This window comes from Brachybacterium netajii (SeqCode) (assembly GCF_054114245.1).
In genome coordinates, this window is sequence record NZ_JBSYXB010000010.1 from 23,797 (window position 1) to 49,119 (window position 25,323).

General features: G+C 73.3%; 19 protein-coding genes. 9 read left to right on the forward strand and 10 right to left on the reverse strand.

The features are described from left to right. Window positions 1-38: 38 nt before the first annotated feature. The 4 genes from ACXET9_RS14585 to ACXET9_RS14600 form a co-directional block, all read right to left on the reverse strand. Window positions 39-812: a metal-dependent transcriptional regulator gene (locus tag ACXET9_RS14585; protein WP_457887413.1), complete on the reverse strand. Its 774-nt coding sequence runs from the start codon at window positions 810-812 to the stop codon at window positions 39-41. 58 nt (window positions 813-870) lie between these two features. Beyond that, window positions 871-2,211: an Nramp family divalent metal transporter gene (locus ACXET9_RS14590; protein ID WP_457887458.1), complete on the reverse strand. Its 1,341-nt coding sequence runs from the start codon at window positions 2,209-2,211 to the stop codon at window positions 871-873. Between the two features lie 144 nt (window positions 2,212-2,355). After that, window positions 2,356-2,490, reverse strand: a complete 135-nt coding sequence (locus tag ACXET9_RS14595; protein ID WP_457887414.1) for a hypothetical protein — start codon at window positions 2,488-2,490, stop codon at window positions 2,356-2,358. A 10-nt stretch (window positions 2,491-2,500) separates the two neighbouring features. Continuing rightward, a complete protein-coding gene (locus ACXET9_RS14600; RefSeq protein ID WP_457887415.1) occupies window positions 2,501-4,789 on the reverse strand; it encodes an NAD(+) synthase in 2,289 nt (762 codons plus the stop codon). A 154-nt stretch (window positions 4,790-4,943) separates the two neighbouring features. Between ACXET9_RS14600 and ACXET9_RS14605 the strand changes: the two genes are divergently transcribed. The 5 genes from ACXET9_RS14605 to ACXET9_RS14625 all read left to right on the forward strand — a co-directional run bounded on the left by ACXET9_RS14605 (window position 4,944) and on the right by ACXET9_RS14625 (window position 10,925). Beyond that, window positions 4,944-5,912: a carbohydrate ABC transporter permease gene (locus ACXET9_RS14605; RefSeq protein ID WP_457887416.1), complete on the forward strand. Its 969-nt coding sequence runs from the start codon at window positions 4,944-4,946 to the stop codon at window positions 5,910-5,912. A gap of 12 nt (window positions 5,913-5,924) precedes the next feature. Further along, window positions 5,925-6,845: a carbohydrate ABC transporter permease gene (locus ACXET9_RS14610; protein WP_457887417.1), complete on the forward strand. Its 921-nt coding sequence runs from the start codon at window positions 5,925-5,927 to the stop codon at window positions 6,843-6,845. Window positions 6,846-7,044: 199 nt separating this feature from the next. Then, the gene (locus ACXET9_RS14615) at window positions 7,045-8,409 is read left to right on the forward strand and encodes an extracellular solute-binding protein (RefSeq protein ID WP_457887418.1); all 1,365 of its coding nucleotides are present in this window, start codon (window positions 7,045-7,047) and stop codon (window positions 8,407-8,409) included. Between the two features lie 192 nt (window positions 8,410-8,601). Then, complete coding sequence (locus tag ACXET9_RS14620) at window positions 8,602-9,711, forward strand: ABC transporter ATP-binding protein (RefSeq protein ID WP_457887419.1); 1,110 nt, start codon at window positions 8,602-8,604, stop codon at window positions 9,709-9,711. Next, complete coding sequence (locus ACXET9_RS14625; RefSeq protein WP_457887420.1) at window positions 9,711-10,925, forward strand: ABC transporter permease subunit; 1,215 nt, start codon at window positions 9,711-9,713, stop codon at window positions 10,923-10,925. Before ACXET9_RS14620 ends, ACXET9_RS14625 begins: the two co-directional genes overlap by 1 nt. A 107-nt stretch (window positions 10,926-11,032) precedes the next feature. On the opposite strand, the gene ACXET9_RS14630 is transcribed toward ACXET9_RS14625, so the two are convergent. The 5 genes from ACXET9_RS14630 to ACXET9_RS14650 form a co-directional block, all read right to left on the reverse strand. Next, complete coding sequence (locus tag ACXET9_RS14630; protein WP_457887421.1) at window positions 11,033-12,877, reverse strand: hypothetical protein; 1,845 nt, start codon at window positions 12,875-12,877, stop codon at window positions 11,033-11,035. Between the two features lie 13 nt (window positions 12,878-12,890). Continuing rightward, complete coding sequence (gene recR, locus ACXET9_RS14635) at window positions 12,891-13,487, reverse strand: recombination mediator RecR (RefSeq protein ID WP_457887422.1); 597 nt, start codon at window positions 13,485-13,487, stop codon at window positions 12,891-12,893. Between the two features lie 139 nt (window positions 13,488-13,626). After that, window positions 13,627-14,391 carry a hypothetical protein gene (locus tag ACXET9_RS14640; RefSeq protein WP_457887423.1) on the reverse strand — a complete coding sequence of 255 codons (765 nt, stop codon included), beginning with the start codon at window positions 14,389-14,391 and terminating at the stop codon, window positions 13,627-13,629. Further along, complete coding sequence (locus tag ACXET9_RS14645) at window positions 14,388-15,971, reverse strand: nicotinate phosphoribosyltransferase (RefSeq protein ID WP_457887424.1); 1,584 nt, start codon at window positions 15,969-15,971, stop codon at window positions 14,388-14,390. The genes ACXET9_RS14640 and ACXET9_RS14645 overlap by 4 nt, the downstream gene beginning before the upstream one ends. Continuing rightward, window positions 15,968-16,825, reverse strand: a complete 858-nt coding sequence (locus ACXET9_RS14650; RefSeq protein WP_457887425.1) for a phosphoribosyltransferase family protein — start codon at window positions 16,823-16,825, stop codon at window positions 15,968-15,970. Before ACXET9_RS14650 ends, ACXET9_RS14645 begins: the two co-directional genes overlap by 4 nt. A 385-nt stretch (window positions 16,826-17,210) precedes the next feature. Here ACXET9_RS14650 and ACXET9_RS14655 point away from each other — a divergent pair, with 385 nt between their 5' ends. From ACXET9_RS14655 to ACXET9_RS14670, 4 genes are all read left to right on the forward strand, one after another. Beyond that, window positions 17,211-18,710, forward strand: a complete 1,500-nt coding sequence (locus ACXET9_RS14655) for a glycoside hydrolase family 125 protein (RefSeq protein ID WP_457887426.1) — start codon at window positions 17,211-17,213, stop codon at window positions 18,708-18,710. Window positions 18,711-19,029: 319 nt separating this feature from the next. Continuing rightward, the gene (locus ACXET9_RS14660; RefSeq protein WP_457887427.1) at window positions 19,030-20,346 is read left to right on the forward strand and encodes an AAA family ATPase; all 1,317 of its coding nucleotides are present in this window, start codon (window positions 19,030-19,032) and stop codon (window positions 20,344-20,346) included. A 65-nt stretch (window positions 20,347-20,411) separates the two neighbouring features. Further along, a complete protein-coding gene (locus ACXET9_RS14665; protein ID WP_457887428.1) occupies window positions 20,412-20,948 on the forward strand; it encodes an RloB family protein in 537 nt (178 codons plus the stop codon). A gap of 290 nt (window positions 20,949-21,238) precedes the next feature. After that, entirely contained in the window at window positions 21,239-21,766 is a 528-nt protein-coding gene (locus tag ACXET9_RS14670) for a GyrI-like domain-containing protein (protein ID WP_457887429.1), read from the forward strand. A 57-nt stretch (window positions 21,767-21,823) separates the two neighbouring features. Here ACXET9_RS14670 and ACXET9_RS14675 read toward each other — a convergent pair whose 3' ends face one another. Beyond that, entirely contained in the window at window positions 21,824-25,306 is a 3,483-nt protein-coding gene (locus ACXET9_RS14675; protein ID WP_457887430.1) for a DNA polymerase III subunit gamma and tau, read from the reverse strand. Between the last annotated feature and the right edge of the window lie 17 nt (window positions 25,307-25,323).

Here is a 25,323-nt window from a genome sequence, read left to right on the forward strand (position 1 = left end):
GCCGAGCGGGCGCCGCCGGAGGGGCTGACGCCGCTCGCTCAGGCGCGCGGGAGCGGGCGGACGTGGATCTCGTGGGCGACCCCGCGGGGCACGTCGACCTCGGTGCCGTCGGCCCGGCGCATGCGCAGCGCGCCGGCGGTGCTGCTCGCGCCGTCGGCAGCAGAGCCGTCAGAAGCAGCGCCGTCGGACGTGCGGACCGGTGCGAGCACCGTGCCGGGCAGGAGGCCGAGCTCGTCGGCGAGGCGGAGGGTCTCGGGGCGGGCGTCGGAGACGACGAGGATCTCGTACGCCTCGGCCCCGCCGTCGGCCGCGGGGCGCGCGCCGTCCGCGGAGCCGGAGGCGGCGCGGGCGGCGTCGGAGAGGCGGCAGGCGTCGGCCGGATGCTCCCAGCGATGCTCGGCATCGGGGATCGGGTCGCCGTGCGGGTCGGCCGACGGGTGCCCGAGGTGCCCGTCGATCCGGGCGATGAACTCGTCGGAGACCGCATGCTCGAGCCGTTCGGCCTCGTCGTGGACCTCGTCCCAGCCGTAGCCGAGGACGTCCACGAGGAACGCCTCGATCAGCCGGTGCCGCCGCACCATCGCCACCGCATACTTCGCCCCCTGCTCGGTCAGCGCGACCGGCTGGTAGGGCACGCGCACGACGAGGCCCTGCGCGTCCAGGCGCTTGAGGGTCTCGGTGACGTTCGCGGCGGAGGTGCCGAAGCGCTGGGCGAGCTCGCCGACGGTCATGGGCGGATCGCCCCATTCCGTGCGGGTCCAGATGACCTTCAGATAGTCCTGGGCCACGGCGCTGAGCTCGTCGGGGTTCACGCCCGCATCGTAGCGTCGGACGCCGACGACCTCCTGGTCATCGGCGTCCGACGGGGGCTCAGCCCTCCAGGAGGGTCATGGGCACGAGCGCGAGGTTCAGCGCGACGATCAGCGCGACGACGATCCAGGCGATCACCGCGAGGGTCCGCGTGTTCGCGAAGCCGCCCATGAGGGTGCGCCGGCTCGTCAGCCGCACCAGCGGGATCAGCGCGAAGGGCAGGCAGAGGCTCAGCACCACCTGGCTCAGGACCAGCGCGGATGTGGGATCCACGCCGACGGCCAGCACGATCAGCGCGGGGATCAGCGTCAGCGCACGGCTCACGACGAGCGGGATCCGCACATGCAGCAGGCCGCGCATGATCTCGGCCCCCGCATAGGCGCCGACGGACGAGGAGGCGAGCCCCGAGGCCAGCAGGCCGATCCCGAACAGCACCCCGATCACCGGTCCGGAGGCCGCGGCGATCGCCGCATGCGCGCCCTCGATCGTGTCGGTCCCGGGGATCCCCGGCAGCGCCTCCGCGGCGAGCACCAGCATCGCGATGTTCACCGTCCCGGCGACCAGCAGCGACAGCACCACGTCCCAGCGCGAGGCGCGCACCAGGCGGGCCGTGCGCGCGAGGCGCGAGGGCGAGGCTGAGGAAGAGGCGGAGGAGGCCGCCCGGGCGTCGTCGGACGAGGCGGCCGCGTCGTCGTCCGCGGGGACGCCGTGGCGGTCGCGCACGAGGCTCGCGTGCAGGTAGATCGCATGCGGCATGACCGTCGCGCCGAGCATCGAGGCGGCCAGCAGCACCGTGCCGGCGCCGTCGAAGCGCGGGACGAGCCCGGAGGCGAGGTCGGCGGGCTCGGGCGGGGCGACGACGAGCCCCGCGAGGAAGCCGAAGGTGATGACCGCGAGCAGACCGATCACCACGGTCTCGAAGGGCCGCTGCCCGAGCCGCGACTGCACGGCCAGCAGCCCCATCGACACGGCGCCGACGATCAGACCGCCGGTCATCAGCGGCACCCCGAACAGGATCTGCAGGGCGATCGCCCCGCCGACGACCTCGGCGATGTCCGTCGCGATCGCCATGATCTGCGCCTGCGCCCAGTAGGCGATCCGCGGCCGACGGCCGAGCGTGCCGCCGAGATGCTCGGCGAGGCTGCGTCCGGTGACGGCCCCGAGCTTCGCCGACAGGTACTGCACGATCATCGCCATGAGGTTCGCGGCCACGAGCACCCACAGCAGCAGGTAGCCATGGCGGGCGCCCGCGGTGATGTTCGCGGCGATGTTGCCCGGGTCCACGTACGCGACGGCGGCGACGAAGGCGGGGCCCAGCAGCCGCAGCACTCCCCACGGTCCGCGATGCCGGGCCGCGGCCGTCGGGGTCGCGGGCGTCGGGGTCTCAGGCGTCGGCTCGATCACGGCCGACGGGGTCGCCGTCGACGGGCTCACCGTCGACGGGCTCGCGGCGGTCGTCGGGCTCGGGGCGGCCCCCTGCTGCGCAGGAGGGGCCGTCTCGGGTCGCTGATCCACCGCCGGTTCCATCATGAGTTTTAACGTACCTTAAAACCTCTCGGGGCGCACGACGGCGCGGCGCACCGCACGTCGAAGGGCGCCGCGCTCGTCGGGCTCGTCGGGCTCGTCGGGCTCGTCGGGCTCGCGGATCTGACGCTCGTCGGCCCGCGAGCCGACGAGCATCGGGCGGCGATCAGTCCCCGGGGACCTCGGCCTCGATCTCGGCGAGCCAGGCGCGGGAGGCCGCGTCCGAGGGCATCCGCCAGTCGCCGCGCGGGGACAGTGAGCCCCCGGCCAGCACCTTCGGGGCGTTCGGCAGAGCGGAGCGCTTGAACTGGTTGGAGAAGAAGCGGCGGGTGAAGACCGTCAGCCAGTGCTTGATCTCCGCCCGGGAGTACGCGCGGCGATCGTCCTCGGCGTAGCCGGCGGGCCACTCCCCCGCGTCCTCCTCGGCCCAGGCCTGATGGGCGAGATAGGCGATCTTCGCCGGACCGTAGCCGCGGCGCAGCAGGTGGTAGAGCGTGAAGTCGTGCAGCGCGTAGGGGCCGATGGAGTCCTCGGTGGACTGCGCCTTCTGCCCCGGGGCGGTGGGGATGAGCTCCGGGGAGATCTCGGTGTCCAGGACCGCCTGCAGCACCTCGGCGGCCGCGTCGTCGAACACGCCCTCGGCGATCACCCAGCGGATCAGATGCTGGATGAGCGTCTTGGGGACGCCCGCGTTCACGCCGTAGTGCGACATGTGGTCGCCGACCCCGTACGTGCACCAGCCGAGCGCCAGCTCGGACAGGTCGCCCGTGCCCACGACGATCCCGCCGTGATGGTTGGCGAGGCGGAACAGGTAGTCGTAGCGCATGCCCGCCTGGACGTTCTCGAAGGTCACGTCGTAGACCGGCTCGCCGGCGCCGAAGGGATGACCCATGTCCTTGAGCATCTGCGTGGACGCGGGACGGATGTCGATCGTCTCGAAGCTCGCGCCGATCGCCTGCGCGAGCAGCTCGGCGTTCGAGCGCGTGTGCTCCGTCGTCGCGAAGCCCGGCATCGTGTACGCGAGGATCTCCGAGCGGTCGCGGCCCAGCCGGTCCATGGCCTGCGCGCAGACGATCAGCGCATGCGTCGAGTCCAGGCCCCCGGAGACCCCGATGACGGGCCGGGCGCCGCCCGGCTTGTCCCCGCCGATCGCGGTGAGGCGCCGCACCAGGCCCGCGACCTGGATGTTGTAGGCCTCATAGCAGTCCTGGGCGAGGCGCGCCGGATCGTCGGGCACGAAGGGGAAGCGGTGCAGCGGCCGACGCAGCGGACCCGTCGCCGGATGCGGCCTGGGCCCGAACTCGATGCCGAAGGCCTCCCCCGACAGCGGCGCGAAGGCGTACCAGCCGGCCGACGTCTCCTCGTCGGCGCCCGCGGCGTCGGACGCATCGACGTCGGCGCCGGACGCGTCGGCGGCGTCGACATCCTCGGCGGTCGGATAGTCCTCGTCGAAGGGGCCGAACAGCCGCGTCGTCTCGTAGTTCGTGAACTTCTCGAGCGAGGTCGCATGGGTGCGGCGGTTGTCGTCGAAGGTGTTCTGGCGGCGGCGCTCGGCGACGATCCGGTCGAGGTCGACGTCGACGATCGTCGCGCGCGCACCCTGCGGGAAGCGCTCGGACTCCCCCAGCAGGTCACCGCACTCGTACACGAAGGTCTGGCCGTCCCAGGCGAGGTCCGTCGTCGACTCGCCCTCCCCGGCTGCGGCGTAGACGTACGCGGCCTGGCAGCGGGCCGCGGCCGAGCGCGCCAGGAGCTTGCGGTCCTCCGCCTTGCCGACGGTGATCGGGGAGCCCGAGAGGTTCGCGATCACCGTCGCCCCGGCGAGCGCGGCCTCGGCCGACGGCGGCACCGGCACCCACATGTCCTCGCAGATCTCCACGAACAGCCGCAGCCCCGGCACGTCCTCGACGGTGATGATGCCGTGGGGCGTGAGCAGGTGCTCCTCGCGGCCGATGCGGACGAACTGGTCGCAGACGTCGTCCCCGGGCGCGTACCAGCGGCGCTCGTAGAACTCGCGGTAGGTGGGGAGGTTCTGCTTGACGGAGATGCCGAGGACCCGGCCGTGGTGGATGACGACCGCGCCGTTGACGATGCGCGCCCGGTCGCGGGTGCGCAGGGGCGCGCCGACGACGATGATCGGCAGCAGCTCGCGGCTCGCCTCGATGAGCGTGACGAGGGCCTGCTCGGCGGCGTCCAGGAGGGGCTCCTGCAGCACGAGGTCGTCGAGGGAGTAGCCCGTCAGGGACAGCTCGGGGAAGACCGCGAGGCCCACCTGCTGGGCGTCGAGCTCCCGCAGCTGCTCGAGATGGCGCTCGGCGTTGGTCGCCGGGTCGGCGAGCGCGACCGGCAGCGTCACCGCCGCGACCCGCAGGAAGCCGTGGTCGTAGATCGAGGCGTGGGGATCGGGGGTGTCGGCGGGCGCCTGGCTGCCAGGCGTATCGGTCGCTGCGCTCATGCCCGGAAGCGTAGTGGAGCCTCCCGGATCGGTGCCGGGATCCGGCGCGGGCAGGGCGGCGGTCCGGGCCCGGACGGCGCGGCGGCGGTACGGTAACGTGATCGCGCCCGACCGCTGGTCAGGCGTTCGCATCGCCCGAGGAGGCCCGCCCGGCATGAGCGCGCAGACCGATCCCGCGCCGCCGTCGGCCCACGCGGTGCCCGCTCTCCCGGCGTCCGCCCGCATGAGGCCCGTCCGCATGACGCCCGCCCGTCGGGCCGCCCGACGTCGGCGCGCGGCGCTCGGCTGGCTGCTGGTGGCTCCTGCGACCCTCGGCGTGACCTGCTTCCTGATCCTGCCGGTGCTGCTCGCCTTCGCCGTGTCGCTGTTCCGCTGGAGCCTGATCGGGACCCCCGAGTTCATCGGCCTGGACAACTACGCCTGGCTCCTCAGCGACGGCGCGATGGCGAACTCGCTGCTGGTCACGGGCCTGTTCACGCTCATCTCGGTGCCGGTCTCGCTCGCGGTCGGACTCGTGCTGGCGACGCAGCTGGTGCGGGCGCTGCCGGGCTCGGCGATCGCCCGGGTGGTCGTCGTGATCCCATGGGTGTGCGCGCCGCTCGCGCTGGGCGTGGTGTGGAAGTGGATCTTCCAGCCGTCGACGGGCGCGCTGAACGCGATCCTCGGGGTGCGGATCGAATGGCTGACCTCGCCGGCGCTCGCGCTGCCGGCGGTCGCCTTCGTCGCGATCTGGCAGAACGTCGGCTACATCTCGCTGTTCTTCCAGGCCGGCCTCGGCCGCATCCCCGCCTCGATCTACGAGGCGGCGCGGCTCGACGGCGCCAGCGGCTGGCAGCAGCTGCGGCACATGACGATCCCGCTGCTGCGGCCGACGACCTTCTTCCTCGCCGTCACGCAGGTCGTCGCGAGCTTCCAGGTGTTCGACATGGTCTATGCGCTCACCGGCGGCGGACCCGACCATCGCACCGAGGTCATCGCCTCCCTCGTCTTCAACCAGGCGTTCGTGAGCTCGAGCCTGGGCCGGGCGAGCGCCGTCGCCGTGGTCCTGTTCGCCCTGCTGGTGGTCATCACGGTGGCCCAGCAGCGCTGGTTCTCCTCCCGCATCACCTACGACATGAGCTGAGGACGGAGACCCATGACCCCTCCCCCGCCCGCCGGCGCCTCCGCCGCGCCCACCGCGCCCGCCCCGCGTGCCCCGCGCTCCTCGCGCTCCTCGGTCCGCGGGCTCCACGGCCGACGCCTCGCCGGGATCGCCGCGACCTATCTCGTCCTCGCCGCGGCGGTCGTGCTCACCCTCGCGCCCTTCGCGGTCTCGGTGCTGACGGCGCTGACGTCCTCGCGCCAGTTCGCGCAGCAGGGCCCGCTCGCGCTCCCCGACCCGCCGACCCTCGAGAACGTCCTCGCGCTGTTCTCCAGCGTCGACGGCTTCATGACCCCGGTGGCGGTGACCGTGCAGATGGTCGCCGTGATCCTGGTGGGGCAGATGGTGTTCTCGGTGCTCGCCGCCTACGCCTTCGCGCATGTGCGCTTCCCCGGGCGCGACGTGCTGTTCTGGGTGTTCGTCGCGACGCTGATGGTGCCGCAGGTGGTGGTCGTGGTGCCGCTGTACCTGATGCTCGCGGAGGCCGGGCTGCGCAACACCTTCTGGGCGCTCGTGATCCCCTTCGTCTTCGGCTCCCCGTATGCGATCTTCCTGCTGCGGGAGAACTTCCGGGGCGTGCCGAGCGAGCTCATGGACGCCATGCGGATCGACGGCGCCGGCTCCCTCCGCCTCCTGCGCAGCCTCGTGGTGCCGCTGAACCGGCCGATCATCGTCACGCTCGTGCTGATCACCGTCGTCACCCACTGGAACAGCTTCCTGTGGCCGATGATCATCACCTCGGGCCCCGAATGGCGGGTGATCACCGTGGCGACCTCGGCGCTGCAGTCGCAGTACAACAACAACTGGACGCTCGTCATGGCCGGCACGACGATCGCCATGCTCCCGCTGGTGCTGCTCATGATCGCCTTCCAGAAGCAGATCACCCGCTCCGTCGGCGACACCACCCTGCGCTGACCGCCCGCCCGTCGGCCGCCGGTTCGTCGGTCGCTCGCCCGCCGGCCGCGCGCGCCCGTCGGCCGCTCGCCGACGACCCGCCCGTCGGCCGCAGGCGGCCATGCGGCGTCATGCCGCATGCCGGGGCGCCGCCGACGGGCCTAGAGTGGAGACGGCCTCGTCAGGTGGCAGAGGCTTCGACTTCCCCCAGGAGATCCCCATGCTGAACCGTCGTCATCTGCTCGCCTCCCTCGCCGCCGCGGGCGTCGCCGGCACCGCCGCCGCCTGCTCCCCCTCCTCCGACGACTCGGGGTCCGGCTCCGGCGCCGGCTCGAACGCGTCCGACGGCGGGGCCGGCGGCGCCAAGGGCACGTTGACCTTCCGCCTCTGGGACGAGACCGCCGTCGAGGCCTACGAGGAGTCCTTCGCCGCCTTCACCGAGCAGTCCGGCTGGGGCGTCAGCATCGAGGTCGTCCCGTGGGGCGACTACTGGACCCAGCTGCCGCTCGACGTCGCCTCGGGCGATGCGGCCGACGTGTACTGGATGAACTCCGCGAACTTCGTGCTCTACCAGCAGTCCGGCGACCTGCTGAACATCGACGAGATCATCCCCGACCACGAGGGCCAGTGGACGCAGAGCGTCGTGGACCTCTACACGCGCGACGGCGGCCTCTGGGGCGTCCCGCAGCTGTGGGACTCGATCGCCCTGTTCTCCAACACCGGGCTCCTGGAGGCGGCCGACGTCGACCCCACGACCATCGCCTTCGACCCCGCCGCCGACTCCGACGCCCTCCGTGAGGCCGGCGCCCTGCTCACCCTCGACGGCGCCGGCCTCCACCCCGGCGACGACGGCTTCGACCCCGACACCCGCACGCAGTTCGGGTTCAACGCGCAGGCCGACCGGCAGGCCATCATCGGCCCGTTCCTCGCCTCCAACGGCGCCGAATGGTCGAAGGACGACCAGTACGTCTTCGCCTCCGAGGAGGGCATCGCGACCTTCCAGTACCTCTCGGACCTCATCAACGTCGACCATGTGGCCCCGTCGGCCGCCGACACCAACGAGAACGGCGACTTCACCCGCGACCTGTTCACGCAGGGCAAGCTCGCGCTGTTCCAGTCCGGCCCCTACAACCTCAAGAACATCTTCGAGGGCGTCGACGGCGCCTTCGAGTGGACCATCACCGCGCCCGTCGCCGGCCCCGCGGGCGCGAAGTCGCTCGTCCACGGCGTCGTCGCGGTCGGCAACGCGAAGGCGGCCGACGATCGCCAGGTCGCCATCGCCGAGCTCCTGACCTGGCTCGGCTCCGCCGAGGGCCAGGCCCCGATCGCCCAGAAGGGCGTCTCCTTCCCCGGCCACGTCGACGCCCAGGCCGACTTCGTCGCCTACTGGGAGGAGCAGGGCGTGGACGTCTCCCCCTTCATCACCGCCGCCGAGAACACCGCCCTCGCCGACGTCGGCGCCCAGGCCAACGCCGGTCTCGTCGCCGCCCTGCCGTACTTCCAGGAGGTGCTCATCGGCCGCACGACCGCCGCCGAGGGCATCCCGGAGGCGCAGCAGGCCGGCAACGACGCCATGGCCGGCTGAGACCCGCCGCCTGATTCCGGGCGTCGCCCGCATCCGGGCGATGCCCGATCCTGAGCGCCGAGCCCTCACGGCTCGGCGCTCAGCTGCTCGCGGCTCGGCGCTCAGGGCCTTCACACGGTTCACACGGACTTCGCCCGGAAAGTCCCCCAGCGGAGCTGTGGAGGAGGTCACGGGCATGCCAAGGTGGTCCTCATGACCTCGACCACACCGGATCCGGCTCCGTCCCCGATGCCGTCCTACCCGCCGCCGGGCGCACAGCCCGGCCCGCTCCAGCCCGGCGGCTCCGGCCCGTCGGGCGCGCAGCCCGGCCCGCTCCCGTACGGCGCGCATCCCGGCGGACCGGCCCCGGCCCAGGCGCCGGGCATCGTCGCCGAGCATGTCAGCCGCGCCTTCGGCAGCGTGCAGGCCGTGTTCGACCTCAGCTTCACCGCTCCCCGCGGGGCCGTGACGGCGCTCGTCGGCCCCAACGGCTGCGGGAAGTCGACGCTCATGCTGATGCTCGCCTCCCTGCTCGCGCCCGATGCGGGCCGCGTGCTCGTGGACGGCATCGACCCGTCGGTCGACTCCCCGAGCGTCCGCGCCCGGGTCGGCTGGATGCCCGACCAGTTCGGCGCCTGGGACTCCCTGCGCGTCGCCGAGGTGCTCGAGGTGATGGGCCGGGCGTACTTCCTGCCCGGCGACCGCCTGCGCCCGAAGGTCACCGAGCTGCTCGAGCTCATGGACCTCTCGAGCCTCGCCCGGCAGCCCGCGCACGTCCTCTCCCGCGGGCAGAAGCAGCGCCTCGGCCTCGCTCGCGCCCTCGTCCACGACCCGTCGGTGCTCGTCCTCGACGAACCGGCATCGGGCCTCGACCCCGCCTCCCGGCGCCGCCTGCTGAAGGTCGTGCGGGAGGTCGCCTCCGCCGGCGCGACCGTGCTGGTCTCCAGCCACATCCTCGGCGAGCTCGAGGAGATGGCCGACCACGTCGTCTTCATGGACCACGGCAGCGCCGTGGAGTCCTCCAGCATCCGCGACCTCGCCGCGCGCCCCCGCACCTGGCGCATCGAGTCCCTCCACCATCAGGCGCTCGCGGAGGCGCTCAGCGCGCTCGGCGTCCGCCATGAGGGCGTGCTCGGCGCCGACGCGACCGTCTCCGGTCACGCCGAGGCGCTCGTCCGCCTGCCCGACGAGCCCACCGCCGCCCGCCTGCTCGCCGACCTCGCCGGGAAGAACGCCGGCGTGGTCACCTTCGCTCCCGCGACCGGTCGCCTCGAGGCCGCCTATCTCGCGTCCGACGCCGCCCACCGGGAAGGGGCCCTGTGATGACCTCGACGAACGCACCCCACCTCCCCGGGCCCTCCGGGCCCGCTGGTCCTTCCGGGCCCGCCGGGCCGTCGACGGGCGGTCCGGCAGGCCCGTCGGCCGTTCCGGCGCCCGCACCCCAGCGGCCCCGCGGCGGACGCTGGACGCTGCGCCCCCGCGGCGTGTGGCTCGTGGCCTCGCTCGAGCTGCGCCAGCGCCTGCGCTCGGTCGCCTGGTACGTCGCCCTCGGCGTGTGGACGCTGGTGCTCGCGGGCATCGGCCTGCTGGCCCTCGCCCCCACCCTCTACACGGCGCAGTACGGCGGCTACGCCGAGACCGCGCGCGTCATCTTCAGCCTGCAGATGATCCTCGTGATGTTCGCGATGCTGCTGGTGGTGCCCGCCATGTCGGCCGGCTCGATCAACGGCGACCGCTCCGCCGGGACCCTCGCGACCCTGCAGGCGAGCCTGCTGGGGCCCTTCGAGATCGTCGTCGGCAAGCTCCTCGCGGGCTGGCTCACCGGGCTCGCGTTCCTCGTGCTCGCCCTGCCGTCGACGCTGCCGACGGCGCTGCTCGGCGGCATCGGCTTCTTCTACCTGCTGCGCGTGATCCTCATGATCTCGCTGATCGCCGGCTGCGTCACCGCGCTGGGTCTGGGCCTGTCCTCGCTGACCCGGCGTTCGCTGGGATCCGTGGTACTCGCGTACGTGATCGTCGTGGGCGTGACCGTGGTGCTGCCGATCGCCTGGGGCGTCTCCGCGCTGTTCCTCGTGCAGGAGCGCACGGTCACCGTCCACACCACCGAGTACGCCCAGGTCACGGACTCCGCCGACGACTACTACGGCGTCTGCGTGGAGAAGGAGGTGAAGAGGAAGGTCTCCCGCACCGACCTCTCCATGCCCCTGCTGTGGGGGAACCCCGTGGTGATGCTCGCGGACGTCTCGCCGTCGCTGACCGCCGACGGTGCCTCCGACCCGGACGCCGAGGTCGACGCGCTGATGATGATGAAGCTCGGCCTGCGCTATGCGGCGAACCCCCTGCACCCGGCGAACTTCAACGGCTGCTGGGAGGAGAACACGGACTACCCGGAGGATCTCGGCAGTCCCGCCGCACGGCCGGTGTGGCCGATGGGCGCGGGCCTGTGGGTCCTCACCGCCGGCGCCTCCGTCGTCGTCGCGACCACGCGCCTGGGCGTGCCCATCAAGCGCCTCGGCAAGGGCACCCGCATCGCCTGAGCGGACGGGCCGACGGTGCGGGCCGACGGTGCGGGCTGACGGTGCGGGCTGACGGTGCGGGCGCAGGCCCGGCCGTCGGCCCCGCTCAGCGCCGCCGTCGGCCCCGCTCAGCGCCGGTGCCGCAGGCCGGTGACGCTGTCGGGGATGTCCTCGTCCGACGGCGCGCCCGCGTCCGAGAAGGGCGCGGCGAACGGCGAGGCGTCGGCGCCGAAGTCGGGGAGGCGACCGGCGGCGACGTCGGCCGCACGGATCTGCGTGTCGACGGCGCCGGGCAGCGAGGGGTCCACCCACAGGCGCTCGCCGTCGAGGCCGATGCCGTCGGTCCCGGGGATCCCGGCGGCCTCGCCGTCGCGTGCGCGCCGACGCATCTCCGCCTGCACCGTCGGATCCTTCGCATGCTGCGCACGGGTCCCGGAGAGCGGGGCGACCAGCGCATACGGGGTGTCCCGGCGCATATAGCGGCCGGGCGGGCCGTAGAGGACGTCGCGGGCGCCATGGCGCATCGCCGAGGCCGCCGCGGCGCCCACCAGCGGGGCCGCGATGAGCAGCGCGAGGATCATCGCCGTCCACATCAGCGCGTTGTCCTCGTCGAGGGCCACCAGGCCGATGCCGTAGGCGATCGTCGCGAGGACCACCCCGGTGCCGGCGACGACGCCGGTCGCGACGCTCAGCCCCGCCTCCCACGGGTTCGCGCGGGCCCGCGCCGCCCAGTCGGCGACGGTCCGCTGGTCGCGCACCTCGCTGCGGCGGGGCGCGACGACGAGCATCCCGATCGCCGGCGACAGCGCCGAGACCAGCAGGACGATCCCGGCGGCGGGGACCGCGAGCGCCCACATCGGCCAGCGCACCGCGGAGGCCACGGTCCTCAGGTCCGTCGCCATGAGTCCGGCGAAGGTCTCGACGGTCTCGGTGATCGACAGGACCACCCAGGCGATGGACAGCACCGCCGGCCACACCCAGGTCAGCGAGGCGCGTCCGAGCACGGCGAGCATGCGCAGCGCCCCCTGCGGCGTGGTCGCGGCGGAGGCCTCGGGGCTGCCGGACGTCGGCGGGAGGTGGCGGCGGTCCTGCGCGGCGGCGCGGCGGGCGGCCTCACGACGGGCCTCGCGGTCGGGGTCGATCATCCCGCGGGTCTCGAGGGCGTCCGCGGGCTCGATCCCCAGCAGGCGCGCCGCGCTCAGCCAGCGGCGCAGGCAGGGCCGGGCGATCAGCACGACGATCCCTCCGGCGCACAGCGCCGCGAGCGGGCCCGCGCTGAGGCTCGCCCACGGGATCGGGGCATGCAGGGCCACCGCGAGCGGCGTCAGCACGAGCGCGGCCAGCGGCGGGGCCAGCAGCACGAGGGTCGCGCGCTCGGAGACGGCCCGCTGGAAGTCCCGTTCGGTGAGGCGGTCGCGCGGGTTCAGCCGCCCGATCCAGGCGGCGGCCAGCGGGATCAGCGCCAGGGACAGGAGCGTCGCGCCCAGCGGCAGCAGCAGGTAGGAAAGCCTCAGCAGCCCCGGGTTGAAACCGAGGCCGTAGAGCGAGGCGCGCAGGTAGGACGGGTCGCCGATGGCCGCGAGGGCGGAGAAGAGCCACATGGTGGGGCTCGCGCCGACCGTGAAGAACGTCAGGAACAGGTACCAGACAGTTAGCAGCACCAGCGCCGGGACCCACGAGATCTGCAGCAGCCGCATCGCGATGTCCCGCCGGGAGTCGACGAGGATCTCCTGCGGCAGCACGAGCGCCGGGTTCTCCCGTGCCGCGCGCGGCGGGGAGGGCAGGTTCAGCAGCGGAGGCAGCCGCGGCTCGATCGGCGGCGGCGGGACCTGCCCGTAGGGGGTGCCCGGGCGGACCGGACCGCCGGCGGACGGAGCGCCGTGCGGGGCGCCGTGCGGTGCGCCGTGCGCAGCGCCGTAGGGCGAGGGCCCGGCGGCCGACGGGCCCGCGGGGCGTCCATAGGGCGAGGTCACGGCGCTCCTCTCCTCAGGTCGCCGAGCGGCGGCCCAGGAAGGCGCGGCCCAGCGTCATCTCGTCGGCGTAGTCGAGGTCGCCGCCGACGGGCAGGCCCGAGGCCAGGCGCGTGACGTTCACGTCCAGCGGCGACAGCAGGCGGGTGAGATAGGCGGCGGTGGCCTCGCCCTCGATGTTCGGGTCCAGCGCGAGGATCACCTCGGTGGTCTCCGAGGAGCCCAGGCGGGTCATCAGCTGGGCGATGCGCAGATCGTTCGGGCCGACCCCGCCGATGGGGTCGATGGCCCCGCCGAGCACGTGGTAGCGGCCCTTGAACTCGCGGATCCGCTCGATCGCGACGATGTCCTTGGACTCCTCGACCACGCAGATCGTCTCGTCGCTGCGCCGCGGATCGGTGCAGATGCGGCACCTCTCGTCGGCGGAGACGTTCCCGCAGATCTCGCAGAACCGCACCGTGTCCTTCACGGTCACCAGCACCTCCGCGAGACGGCGCACGGAGGCGTCGTCGGCGTCGAGCAGATGGAACGCGATCCGCTGCGCCGACTTGGGGCCGATGCCCGGGAGCTTCCCGAGCTCGTCGATGAGGTCCTGAACGATGCCTTCGTACACGCGCTCAACTCTAATCGGGCGCGGTGACCGGCGGTTCTCCCCCGGCCCCGTTGTGAGCGGAGGCGCCCTGGGGAGGAGCATCCACGGAGGGGCCGGCCGGTCCGCGTGCGCCCGCGCCCGCGCCCGCCTCCGCGCAGGCTCAGCCGATCCACTCCCAGACGGTGCTCGGCCGGCCGGTCGCGCCCTCGGGCAGGGCCGCGCGGTCCGTCGGACGCATCCACCCCAGCGCCAGCAGACGGCGCTTCATGTTGGAGGCGTCGGCCTTCGGCTCCTGGCCCGCGGCGATCTCCAGCTGACGCTGCACGGCGGTCGCGGCGCGGGTCGTGGGCTCCTCGCCCAGCAGCGCCCGGCAGACCTCGCGGTCGCTCCACACCAGCGTCCCCAGCGCCCGCAGCGCCGAAGCGATCACCGCGGCATGGTCGAAGGGCAGCGCCGGCAGCTCGTCGACCCGGACGGAGGCGGCGAGCTCCGCGCCGGGCAGCCCCGCCGCGCCGGAGGCGGCGCCGGCGTCGGGCGCGGTGCCGGCGTCGGCCGCGGATCCGCCGTCGGCCGACGGGCGGGCGGCGAGCGCGGAGGCGGGGCCGATGCCGGCCTTGGCGATCGCCATCGTCGGCCCGCGGGGGTCGCGGGTCGGGGCGTCGAAGACGCCGATATCGCGCAGGACCAGGGCCGACGGGTCGATGCCGACCTTCCCGCGGAGCGCCCGGCCGGCGGCGTCGACCGAGCGCTCGCGGCCCATGAGCACACCCGGCAGGGCCAGCTCCCCGCGGGCCGGGGCGTTCAGGCGGCGGCCGAGGGTGATGTGCAGGGCGCCGTCGGCGGAGATCCACAGCGGGACCACGTCGACGCTCACCAGCGGCTGCTCGAAGCGCGGCGCCTGCGCGTCCTGATCGGCGGTGGTCACCGGCGTGCCTCCCTCTCGTCGCGGATGCGGGCGCGGACGTCAGCGAAGGACTGCGGCCGCACCGCGACCCCATTCTCCCAGACCACCTGCAGCTCGCTCGCGGCCTCCTGCTCGGGCGTCGCGCGCTCGATCAGGCGCAGTCGCCCGTCGGCCGCGTCCCGCACGACCGCCAGGCGGCCGGTCGCCGAGCGCTTGGTGCCGCTGTCGGTCGCGGGGTCCTTCATCATGTCGCGGCCGACGCCGTCGACCTCCGCCCAGGTGGCCTTCACGGCCGACGAGAAGGTGTCGCGGGTGACGTACTGGTAGGTGAACGAGCCGATGCCCAGCACCACGTTCGTCGAGGCGAAGCCCTTCTCGGCCAGGCGCTCGATGATCTCGGCGGCGCGCGCCAGGGTGATCGAGTCGCCGTAGATCGCGCCGATGTGCGGGTCCAGGACCTTGAAGCCCTGCGCGGTGACGGTGCCGCCGAACTCGCGCCACAGGGTCTCGACGACCCCGGCCTCGGGCCCGTCGGCCCCGGCGCCGGCCTCGCGGACGGTGCCGCACAGGATGTCGACCGGGTTCCCCGAGTCGGGACGGATCACCAGACGGCCGTCGCGGCCCATGATCCGCTCCTTCAGCGCCGGCAGGATCTCGCCGATGACCTGCCACAGGTCCCAGGTGTCCGAGACGACCGACAGGATCCCCCGCGGGTACACGTCCAGCAGGCGCTCGAAGGTCTCGCGCTCGCCCGCCTGCCCGCCCGCGGTCATCACCGAGTGCTCGGTCGCGGGCACGCTGCCGGCGATCTGGCCGTTGCCGCCGGGCGTCGCCGCCGGGTAGTAGCGGCGGATCCACTCGATCGACGGGATCGAGTCGGTGCCCACGAAGCTCGTCAGGTGAGCGGCGCCCGAGGCGATCGCGGCACCGATCGAGGTCTGCCCGCGGAACGAGAAGTCGTGGGCCTGGAAGCCGACGCCGTCGGCCGTGCCGGTCGTGCGGATCGCCGCATCCTCCAGTAGCGTGCGGTACTGCAGCGCGATCGTCGCGGTCGTCGACGGGTGCCAGACCTGCGCGCTCAGCGCCGTCTCGATGTAGTTGACCAGCCAGAAGAACTCCGGCTCGGTGTTCTCGATCGTGAAGGTCGGCACCCGCAGCGGCACCAGCGTCCCCTCGGGCACGGCCCGGAAGCGCAGCGGCAGGCAGCCCCGGCGGTGCAGGGCGCGGATGTGGTCGGTGCCGACCATCCCCGGACCCAGGTAGTCGTCCATGGCCTGCTGGTACTGGGCGCAGACCTCGTCCTCGTCGGCCGCGAAGAAGGGCGCGAACGCCTCCACCAGGTACTCCTGGCAGAAGGCCTGCAGGCCGAAGTGGACGACCTCGTCGACGCCCTCCAGGCGCGAGCCGCGGTTGGTCCAGTTGGAGTAGACGCGGGTCGTGTGCGGCGGGTACTGGGCGATGTGGCCGATCTTGTAGCCGTCGGTCAGCAGCAGCGGCGCGATCGCCGAGGCGGTGGTCATGCGGGCGGCGGGCGTCGGGGCGGCGACGGTGGTGGCGGCGGGGGCGACAGTGGCAGCGGCGGTGGCGGTGGTGGTGGTCATGACAGGGCCTCGCGGATCAGGGTGGGGACGATGGGGTGGATGACGGCGTCGACCTCGGGGTTCGTGTGCCCGGGGTGCGAGTCGGTGGTGTGGACGGCGCCGAAGCGCTCGCGCAGCCGGCCCGCGCGGCCGGAGAAGACGCCGTGGGTGACCCACAGGTCCAGCCGGTCGGGGCCCAGCCCGGTCGCCTCCGCGAGGCCGACGAACGTGCCGCCCCCGTCGCAGATGTCGTCGACGACGAGCAGGCGGCCCTCCTCGGGCAGCGGCTCGCAGCGGAAGCCGGACAGCCGGCCGGTGGCGAAGTCGCGGTGCTTCTCGGCCCGCAGCAGCGGCAGCTCGAGCGCCGCGGCGACCGCGCCCGCCCGCGCCACGGCCCCGGCGTCGGGGGCGATGACGCCGACGTACGGGCTCCGGCGGCCGTCGGCGATGCGATGGGCGAGCGTCCGGCGCACGAGCCGCGGCAGCGGATGGATCTCGAGATGCGCGACCAGGGAGGGCATCACCGGCGAGTGCGGGTCGATCGCGAGGACGCGGTCGGCGCCGGCGGCGTCGATCATCCGCGCGTAGACCGCGGCGCCGACGGGGATGCCGCGGTCGGCGCGCGCCCCCGGCAGGTACGGGAGCACGAGCGCCGCAGGCCGGCCGGCCCGGTGGGCGGCGTCGACGGCCATGGCCGCGGAGACCAGGTCCTCGGCGCTCGCACCCTGGACGACGATCGCGAGCGGGTCGTCCTCCGGGCGGAGGCCGACGGGCGCGGCCGCGGGGACGATGTGCTGCTCTCCGGCGGGGAAGGTGCCGGTCGCGGCCCCATCGGGGACGATCTGCCCGTCGCGGCGGGCGAACATCCGGATCATCAGGACTCCTCGGGTTGCTGGGCGGTTCATGTTCTAGTTCCTTGAACCATTACGAGAGGGAGTCTGCCACAGAGTTTTCGTGCGCGCAACTATTAGTGGGAAGTGGTGGACGGGGCGGGCGAGGCGGCGCGTGAGCGAGGCGGGCCGGCGGCGCGTGGACGAGGCGGGCGGGCCGCGCGCCCGACTCTGCCCGTCGAAGCCCTCGCACGGAGCCCGTTCCTGCCCGAGCGCGAGCGATCGCGCCCAGGTCGGCGCCCGCTCGCGACGCACCCCGCCCGTTCACGCCGACCGTCCCTCAGGACGCCTCCCGCGTGGTTAGCATGAACGTTCACGGCGCGGTCGACGGACGACGGCGTCCGACCGACCGACCCGACCGAGGAGCACCATGGTCACCCTGCCCGACACCCTGCTGGACGCCGTCCGCGAGCGCGTCCTGACCGGCCTGGGCGACGCCGACAGCGCGGCGATCATCGCCGACCGCACGGTCTCCTACCTGCGCAGCACTGCCGAGACCACCGTGTCGGTCGACGAGGACGGCACCGTCTTCGTCATCACCGGCGACATCCCGGCCATGTGGCTGCGGGACTCGGCCGCCCAGCTGACCCCGCTGCTGCGCCTCGTCGCCGGCGGCGTCGGCTCCGACGAGGACCGCGCGCAGCTCGTCGGCCTCCTCTCGGGCCTGCTGCGCCGCCACTGGCTCCTCATCGCCGACGACCCCTACGCCAACGCCTTCAACCGCACCGCCGACGGCTCCCGCTGGGAGGCCGACGACACCGAGCGCGAGAACCCCCTGGCCTGGGAGCGGAAGTTCGAGCTCGACTCCCTCAGCTACGGACCCGACCTCGCCTGGCGGCTGTGGTCCGCGACCGGCGACACCAGCTGGGCGGGCGCCCCCTTCCTCGCCGCCGCCCGCGCGATCCTCGAGACCGTCCGCATCGAGCAGCATCACGAGGAGCGCTCCCGCTACCGCTTCCACCGCACCGGCGTCCCCGCCCAGGACACCCTGGACCGCATGGGCCGCGGCGACCTCACCGTCCCGAACGGCCTGGTCTGGTCCGGATTCCGTCCCAGCGACGACGCCTGCGCCCTCGGCTACAACATCCCCGGCAACCACTTCCTCGCCCTCGCCCTCGAGCGCCTGGCGATCCTCCTCGAGGAGGTCGGCGGGAACGGGGCGGAGGCAGGTGCTGCGGCGGAAGCGAGAGTCGCTGCGGAGGCAGACGCCGCGGCGGAGGCGGACGCCGCGGCGGGAGCCGAGGCAGGGGCCGCAGCCGCGGCCCACGAGCTCGCCGTCGAGGCCCGCGCGCTCAGCACGGAGATCCGCGCCGCCCTCGCCGAGCACGGCCTCATCACGATCGACCTCGCGACGGGCAACGCGCCCGCCGTCAGCGCAGCCACCGCGGACGCCGCAGACGACGCCGAGACCGCGGACAACGCAGAGCTCGCGACGGTGTGGGCCTACGAGATCGACGGCCGCGGCCACCACGTCTTCCTCGACGACGCGAACGTGCCGAGCCTGCTGTCGCTGCCGTATCTCGGCTGCGTCGACGCCGACGACCCCGTCTACCTCGCCACCCGCCGCGCGGTGCTCTCGCGCACCAACCCGTACTACTACGCGGGCCTGTACCTCGAGGGCGTCGGCTCCCCGCACACCCCCAAGGACCACGTCTGGCCGATCGCCAAGAGCATCGAGGGCCTGACCAGCCAGGACGACGACGAGCGTCTGCGCCTGCTCGAGCAGCTCGTCCGCACCGACGGCGGCACCGGCATGATGCACGAGGGCGTCCACGTCGACGAGCCGGAGATCTTCACCCGCGAGTGGTTCTCCTGGTCCAACGCCATGTTCTGCGAGCTCGCCCTCGACCTCGCCGGCGTGGAGCGCTGAGCGGGCGGGGCGGGGCGGCGCCGGGAGAGCGGGCGGGGCCGAGCGGGCGGGTGGGCGGCGCCAGCGGCCATGCCGAGCACGTGAACAGCTCCCGGCATCTCACCCCGTCTCGCAACTGCCCTCACCCCTGACCGACATCCTCACCCCAAGGGCTACCACCTGGCCCCATCAACCCGACATATAGCCCCACCTGACCGATGGTGGGTCCAATCGGGCCGAGGCCAGCCTCCATCCGTGCGCCGCAGGTGATCGATGCGGAGCGTCTCACCCTGCTCGAAAAACGATAGATTACGCGCGCTCCGCATGATAAGTTCCCGTCATGACGCTGCTTAGCTTCACTGCGCGCAACCACAAGAGCATCCGTGACGAGGTCACGGTCGACTTCCAGCGCCCGTCCCTGAAGACGCTCCGTCCGAAGGACGACGACTGGTCGGCGGCGAGCTACCCGATCGCCGGCATCTTCGGCGGCAATGCGACGGGGAAGTCCTCCATCCTCGACGCGCTCATCTACGCCGTCAGCGCCATCCGTTACAGCGCCACCACCTGGCAGGCCTCGAGCACCATGTCCCGCGCCCCGTTCCTGCTCGACCAGGCGTCATCGGAAGCGCCGAGTCTCTACGAGCTGGATATCGTGCTCGACGGCCGACGCCACCTCTACGGCTTCGAGGTCGACGCATCCGGTATCCGACGCGAGTGGCTGAGAGACCTTCCCGCCTCGCGATGGCGCACGCTCCTCGAGCGCGACCGCGAGGCTGGCACGCTGAAGTTCCATCAGAGCCTCCGTGCTCGGATCGAGGTGACGGCCCGTGAGCTGGTGCTCAGCCGAGCGCTTCTGTTAGAGACCTCGTCGCTGCACCCGATAGCGGAGGCCCTCGTCTCGAGCATCGACGTCGTCCTGGTGAAGGACTCCCATCGCGAGCAGCGACTCGCGAGCATCGCTCATGCCCTCAGGAGCGGCGAGATCTCCTACGCCGATCTCGAGGCGCTGCTGCGGGTCGCCGACATCGGGATCACGAAGGTCGATCTCGAAGAGCGCAATCTGCCGGAGCACATCAGCCGGGCAGTGAACCGGTTCTTGCATGAAGTCCGATCTGACGGCGAGGATAAGGAGAACGATGACGCACCCCAGCTCGATGACGACCTTGCGGCGCAGGTCATCCGGAGCCTGATCTTCACGCATCGCGGAACGTCCGAGGACTGCCCTCCGTTCTCGATCCTCGACGAGAGCGACGGCACGATCGCCTGGCTCGCCATCGGCGTTCCGGCCCTCGATGCTCTCCGCTCGGGAGGGCTGCTGCTCGTCGACGAGATCGATGCGAGCCTCCACCCCCATCTGCTCGAGGTGCTGCTCGGAGCGTTTGCGGACCCGCTCGTCAACACCCGTCACGGCCAGCTGATCTTCACGAGCCACGAGTCCTACGTCCTCTCCCCGCTGAGCGATGTGACGCTGGAGCCGGAGCAGATCTGGTTCACCGACAAGACGTACGAGGGGGTCACCGAGCTGACCTGCCTGGCCGATTTCCCGAAGCATCCCGATGCGAACGTGGCCAAGCGCTATCTCACCGGACGCTACGGCGGGACTCCGCGACTCTCGCCGAGCATCCTGGCCGCGCTCGTCGGCGCCGAGGGCGACTGAGGGTGGCAGGGCGCAGAGGTGGACGCAGGCGCAGGCCCGCTCGCGAACCTGCTCGGCGCGTCCTCGTGGTCACCGAGGGCAGAGTCACCGAGCCTCAGTACGTCGATCAGCTGGATGGGCTCCTTCGCAGCCACGGCACGACGACGACCGTGAAGACCGTCATCGTGGGCAAGGACCCTCTGAAGGTCGTCCAGAAGTGCATCGAGGTGCGCGATACCGCGATCGACAAGGAGAAGGGGTATGACACGTGCGTCTGCCTCGTCGACGTCGACCAGCATGATTCCCTACCGGAAGCGCAACGGCTCGCCGCCGAAGAGGACATCCTGCTCCTCATCTCGAACCTGAAGTTCGAGGTGTGGCTACGCTGGCACGTCGAAGCCGGGCGCTCCGCGCTGAGTTCGACACAGCTGGACAGGATGATGAAGAAGCGAGCTCTCGTCACCGGCAAGAACCTCGCCCCGCACTTCCCGATAGACCGGGTCGACAGCGCCTGCGAGACCGCTCGCAGAGCCGACCCCGAGCTCGCCCCGGGGCGAAAAGGTCCGAACCCCTCCACCGCGTTGCCGATCCTTGTAGATCTCCTGCGAGGCTCGCCTCGCTGATCTCTGCGCCCTTCCTCCACGCCACACCGCCGGCATGCCTGATCCCTCGGAGCCGCCTAGACCGCCCCCGCCTCCTCGTACCGGCTAGTAGCCCTGGTGATGGTCCGTCGCATGGCTGAAGCGATCTCATCGTCGCGCCCTGCACAGTTCCACGCGTCGGCCGCGTGGCGCTGAATCCGGGACTCCCGCGCTCGCTCCACCGTGCACCACCCCTTCGCCCAGGCCACTCGCCCACCCCCTCACCCCGACCTTCGGCCCTTTCGCGTCGCATTCGGGATAGGTTCTCGGGCATGACGACGATGCCGCAGCCGTACGACGAGCACGAGCCCTTCGCGGAGATGCACGTGGCCGAGGTCCCTGAGATTCCGACCGCCGTGGTCTCCCGCCGTTCCTTCCCGACGTCCGCCATGTCGCAGCTGATGGACGCCTGCTTCTCGCACCTGTTCCGTGCGCTCGCGGGGGCGGGCGTGACGCCGATCGGTCCGGCGTTCGCGCTGCACCACCGCATGCCCGTGGACACGGCCGACGTGGAGATCGGCGTCCCGCTGGATCGTCCCCTGCCCGAGACGCTGACGCTGCCGAGCGGCCTGGAGGTCACGGCCTCGGTCCTGCCGGCCGGCCGCGCGGCGACGATCTCCCACATCGGCGGCTACGACGCGCTCGCCGAGAAGTGGGGCGAGTTCACCGAGATGGTGGGCGAGTCCGAGGAGCAGATGACCTTCCCATTCTGGGAGTTGTACGTGACGCCGCCGACCCCGCAGACGAATCCGGCGACCCTCCGCACCGACCTCTACACGATGCTCGAGCCGCGCCCCTGACCTGGTCTTCCGACGGTCAGCGCACCGGGGCGGGCGACCGCCTCGGCGGCGCGGGGGTCAGCGGGTCTCGTCGATGATCTCCAGGACCTTGCCGCCGAGGACGGCCTCGATGACCTCGCGGCCGCTGCGGGAGGTGTAGGAGGCGTCGGCGTCGTCGCGGGAGGCGCCGCCGGTGGGGTCCTCGTCGACGGGCGCCGCGGGGGCGGGCTCCTCGTGCCGAGTGTTCGCGAAGCGCCGTCCGCCGGTGGCGGCCGCCGCGCGGGATGCCTGCGCCGCCTCGCGGGCGAGCTGGATGCCGGAGCGCGCGGCCGACGGGCCGGTCGCGGGCGCCGCCGACGGGCCGGAGGACGGGGCGGGGGCGACCGGTGCCGCGGGTGCCACGCTCCCCTGCCCCGCCGCGGTCGACCAGGACGTCGACGCGCTGCTGGTCGCCGCACTGCCCGTCGCGGAACCGCCCGTCATGGAGCCGGTCCGCTCGTCGCGCGGGGCGGACGGCTGGACCGCGGGCGCACCCCAGCCGGCGTCGGCCGCTGCGGACGGTGCGGGCGCCGTCGTCCCGGGTCCCGACGGCGCCGGGGCCGCAGGAGCGGACTCGGCGGCAGGAGCCGGCACCGGATCGGGGGCGGCCGCAGGGGCGGCCGGAGCCGACGAGGCGGCCGCAGGCAGCGAGCGGACGACACGGCCCTCGGCGAGCGCCTGCTTGATGGCTCGCTGGCCGAAGGTCCGGGGCTCCCCCTCGGGGATGCTGTCGCGGCCCTCGTCCTCGACCTCGGGGACACCGTCGGCGCCGGCCACCGCGGCCCGTGCCGGGGTCGCCGAGGCCGGGGCGGAGGCCGGGGCCGCCGAGGCAGGGACGGGGACCGGGGCCTCAGCCGGCGCCGGGGCCGCGGGCGAGCTCTGAGCGGGCGACGGGGCAGGACCCGCCGACTGCTGCAGCGGGGGAACCTGCCTCTGCTGGTGCTGCTGATGCTGCGGGCGCTGCGGGCTGGCGTCCCGGAACTCCTGCGGGTCCGGAGGGTAGAAGTCCTCGGGGTCCGGCGGGTAGGGGTCGTCGGGCTCGGGGGCGAAGTCCTCGACCCGGTCGTCTCCCCGCCAGGTCGATGCCGTCGAGGGTGGAGTCGACGGGGCCGAGAACGCGGGTCCTGTCGCCGAGCGCTGAGCCGGGGCCTGGGCCGGGGCGACGGGTTCCGGGGTCGGTGCGGCCGAGACCGGCTCCGCCGGGGCGGACGCAGCCGAGGCCGGCGCCCATGAGGTGGGTAGCGACGTCGTCGACGTCGACGGTGCGGAGGCGACGGAAGCGGCAGACGGCACCGATGCCGGCGCCGCGGACGCAGCCGCCGTCGACGCTCCCGTCATCGCCGGGGCGGCATCGCCCCAGCGAGGAGCCGGGGCCCCGTTCGTCGGACCGCCATGGCCGTTCCCGCCGGGTCCGCCGCCGGACTGTCCGCCCGGGGCACCGCCGGCCTGTCCACCCGGCGCACCGCCGGCATGACCGCCCGCGCCGCCACCGGGACCGGTCGGCCCGCCGCCAGATCCTCCGGTCCCGCCGGAGCCGGGACCGGGGTCCTCGCCGACGACGGGCTCGACGGTGACGTCGAGGTGCATGATGCGTCGGACCGCGTCGGAGAGGTTCTGCGCGGCGGTGCCACGGCGGAACGCGCTGACCAGACCCTCCGTGCGGAAGCCGATCAGGAGGGTGGAACCCTGCAGGTCCTGGACGTGGCCGTTCTGCGCGACGAGCGCCCAGCTGGGCCGACGGATCTGCGCGAGCTCGTCGAGGATCGCGGACCAGTGGCCGCGGACGGCGTCGGCATCGCCGCCTGCCGGTGCGGGCGCGGCCTGCGGAGCCGCGGCCTGAGGCTGCGACGCCTGCGGCTGCGATGCCTGCGGCTGCACGGGCTGAGCGACCTGAGCAGGAGCGGCCGGGGCCTGAGGCGCCGGGGCCGCAGCGGGCTGCGCCGGAGGGGCGTCGGCCGCCTGCGGGGCGGGGACAGGCTCCGCCGCCGGGGCGGCCTGGCGCACGGCGTCACCCCACGAGGCCGCCGCGGCGGCCGGAGCGGGCGCGGCGGATGCCTGCGCCGCAGAAGCGGGCGCAGCGGAAGCAGGCGCGGCGGACGGGGCGGGCTGCGCCGGTTCGGGTCGACGGGCCGGGGCCTCCCCGCGGGCACGGCGCGAGGCCTCGGCGCGCTCCTGGGCGATCCGTCGGGCCTCCTCGCGTCCGCCGCCGGAGGACGCTCCGCCGCCGGGCGCACCTGCGCCGGGACCGGCCGCACCGGGTCCGGCGACCGCGGGCGCACCGGACGCCCCCGGACCGCCCTGCCCGCCCTGGCCTCCGGCTCCTCCGCCGTACGCGCCCGCGGGCCGACCGCCGCCGGCGTTCTCGCCAGGTGCTCCCGCCGGGTTCCCGCCCGTCGGAGCCGCGACCACGGCGCCGGCCCGCTGGTCGCGCAGCACGAGGCGCGCGGCCAGCAGCTCGAGGTGCAGGCGCGGCGAGGTCGCCCCGCTCATGGTGGAGAGGGTCTCGTGGATGAGGTCGCCGCAGAGCGAGAGGTCCGCCGGGACGAAGGCCGCGGCCTGGGCGCGCATGGAGTCGAGCTCGTCGGCAGGGATCTGCGGGAGCAGATCGGCGGCGCGGTCCGGGACGGCGGCGAGGATGATCAGGTCGCGGAGCCGCTCGAGGAGGTCCTCGACGAAGCGGCGGGGCTCATGACCGGTGACGAGAACCTGCTCGACCGCGTCGTAGAGGGTCGCGGCGTCGCGCTCGGCGATCGCCATGGTGGCGCGGTCCAAGAGTGCGGTGTCGGTGAAGCCCAGCAGCGCGATCGCGGTGCGATGGTCCAGGCCCTCGTCGCCGGCGCCGGCCATCAGCTGGTCCAGCACGCTCATGGAGTCGCGCGCGGAGCCTCCGCCGGCGCGGACCACGAGCGGCAGCACGCCGTCGCCGACCTGCACACCCTCCCTCCCGCACACCTGCTCGAGGTACGGGCCGAGGACCTGCGGCGGAATCAGTCGGAACGGATAGTGGTGGGTGCGCGAGCGGATGGTGCCGATGACCTTGTCGGGCTCCGTGGTCGCGAAGACGAACTTCACGTGGTCCGGCGGCTCCTCGACGAGCTTGAGCAGCGCGTTGAAGCCCGCCGAGGTCACCATGTGGGCCTCGTCGATGATGAAGACCTTGTAGCGGTCGCGGACGGGCGCGAAGGAGGCGCGCTCGCGCAGCTCGCGGGCATCGTCGACGCCGCCGTGGCTGGCCGCATCGATCTCCACCACGTCGAGGCTGCCGGCGCCGCCGCGCGCGAGGTCGCGGCAGGAGTCGCAGACGCCGCAGGGCGTGTCCGTCGGCCCCTCGGCGCAGTTCAGGCAGCGGGCGAGGATGCGCGCCGACGTCGTCTTCCCGCAGCCGCGCGGGCCCGAGAACAGATAGGCGTGGCCGATCCGCCCGGCACGCAGCGCACGCCGCAGGGGCGTGGTGACGTGGTCCTGGCCGATCACCTCGGCGAAGGACTCCGGGCGGTAACGACGATACAGAGCAGTGGCCACCCCCACAGGCTAGTGGA

What these genes read in the sequence shown, in the direction of transcription:
- ACXET9_RS14655 (WP_457887426.1), top strand. Translation starts at nt 17,211, where the DNA reads ATGGTCACCCTGCCCGACACCCTGCTGGACGCCGTCCGCGAGCGCGTC.
- ACXET9_RS14650 (WP_457887425.1), bottom strand. Translation starts at nt 16,825, where the DNA reads ATGATCCGGATGTTCGCCCGCCGCGACGGGCAGATCGTCCCCGATGGG.
- ACXET9_RS14620 (WP_457887419.1), top strand. Translation starts at nt 8,602, where the DNA reads ATGACCTCGACCACACCGGATCCGGCTCCGTCCCCGATGCCGTCCTAC.
- ACXET9_RS14600 (WP_457887415.1), bottom strand. Translation starts at nt 4,789, where the DNA reads ATGAGCGCAGCGACCGATACGCCTGGCAGCCAGGCGCCCGCCGACACC.
- ACXET9_RS14615 (WP_457887418.1), top strand. Translation starts at nt 7,045, where the DNA reads ATGCTGAACCGTCGTCATCTGCTCGCCTCCCTCGCCGCCGCGGGCGTC.
- ACXET9_RS14645 (WP_457887424.1), bottom strand. Translation starts at nt 15,971, where the DNA reads ATGACCACCACCACCGCCACCGCCGCTGCCACTGTCGCCCCCGCCGCC.
- ACXET9_RS14605 (WP_457887416.1), top strand. Translation starts at nt 4,944, where the DNA reads ATGAGCGCGCAGACCGATCCCGCGCCGCCGTCGGCCCACGCGGTGCCC.
- ACXET9_RS14670 (WP_457887429.1), top strand. Translation starts at nt 21,239, where the DNA reads ATGACGACGATGCCGCAGCCGTACGACGAGCACGAGCCCTTCGCGGAG.
- ACXET9_RS14660 (WP_457887427.1), top strand. Translation starts at nt 19,030, where the DNA reads ATGACGCTGCTTAGCTTCACTGCGCGCAACCACAAGAGCATCCGTGAC.
- ACXET9_RS14610 (WP_457887417.1), top strand. Translation starts at nt 5,925, where the DNA reads ATGACCCCTCCCCCGCCCGCCGGCGCCTCCGCCGCGCCCACCGCGCCC.
- ACXET9_RS14595 (WP_457887414.1), bottom strand. Translation starts at nt 2,490, where the DNA reads ATGCTCGTCGGCTCGCGGGCCGACGAGCGTCAGATCCGCGAGCCCGAC.
- ACXET9_RS14625 (WP_457887420.1), top strand. Translation starts at nt 9,711, where the DNA reads ATGACCTCGACGAACGCACCCCACCTCCCCGGGCCCTCCGGGCCCGCT.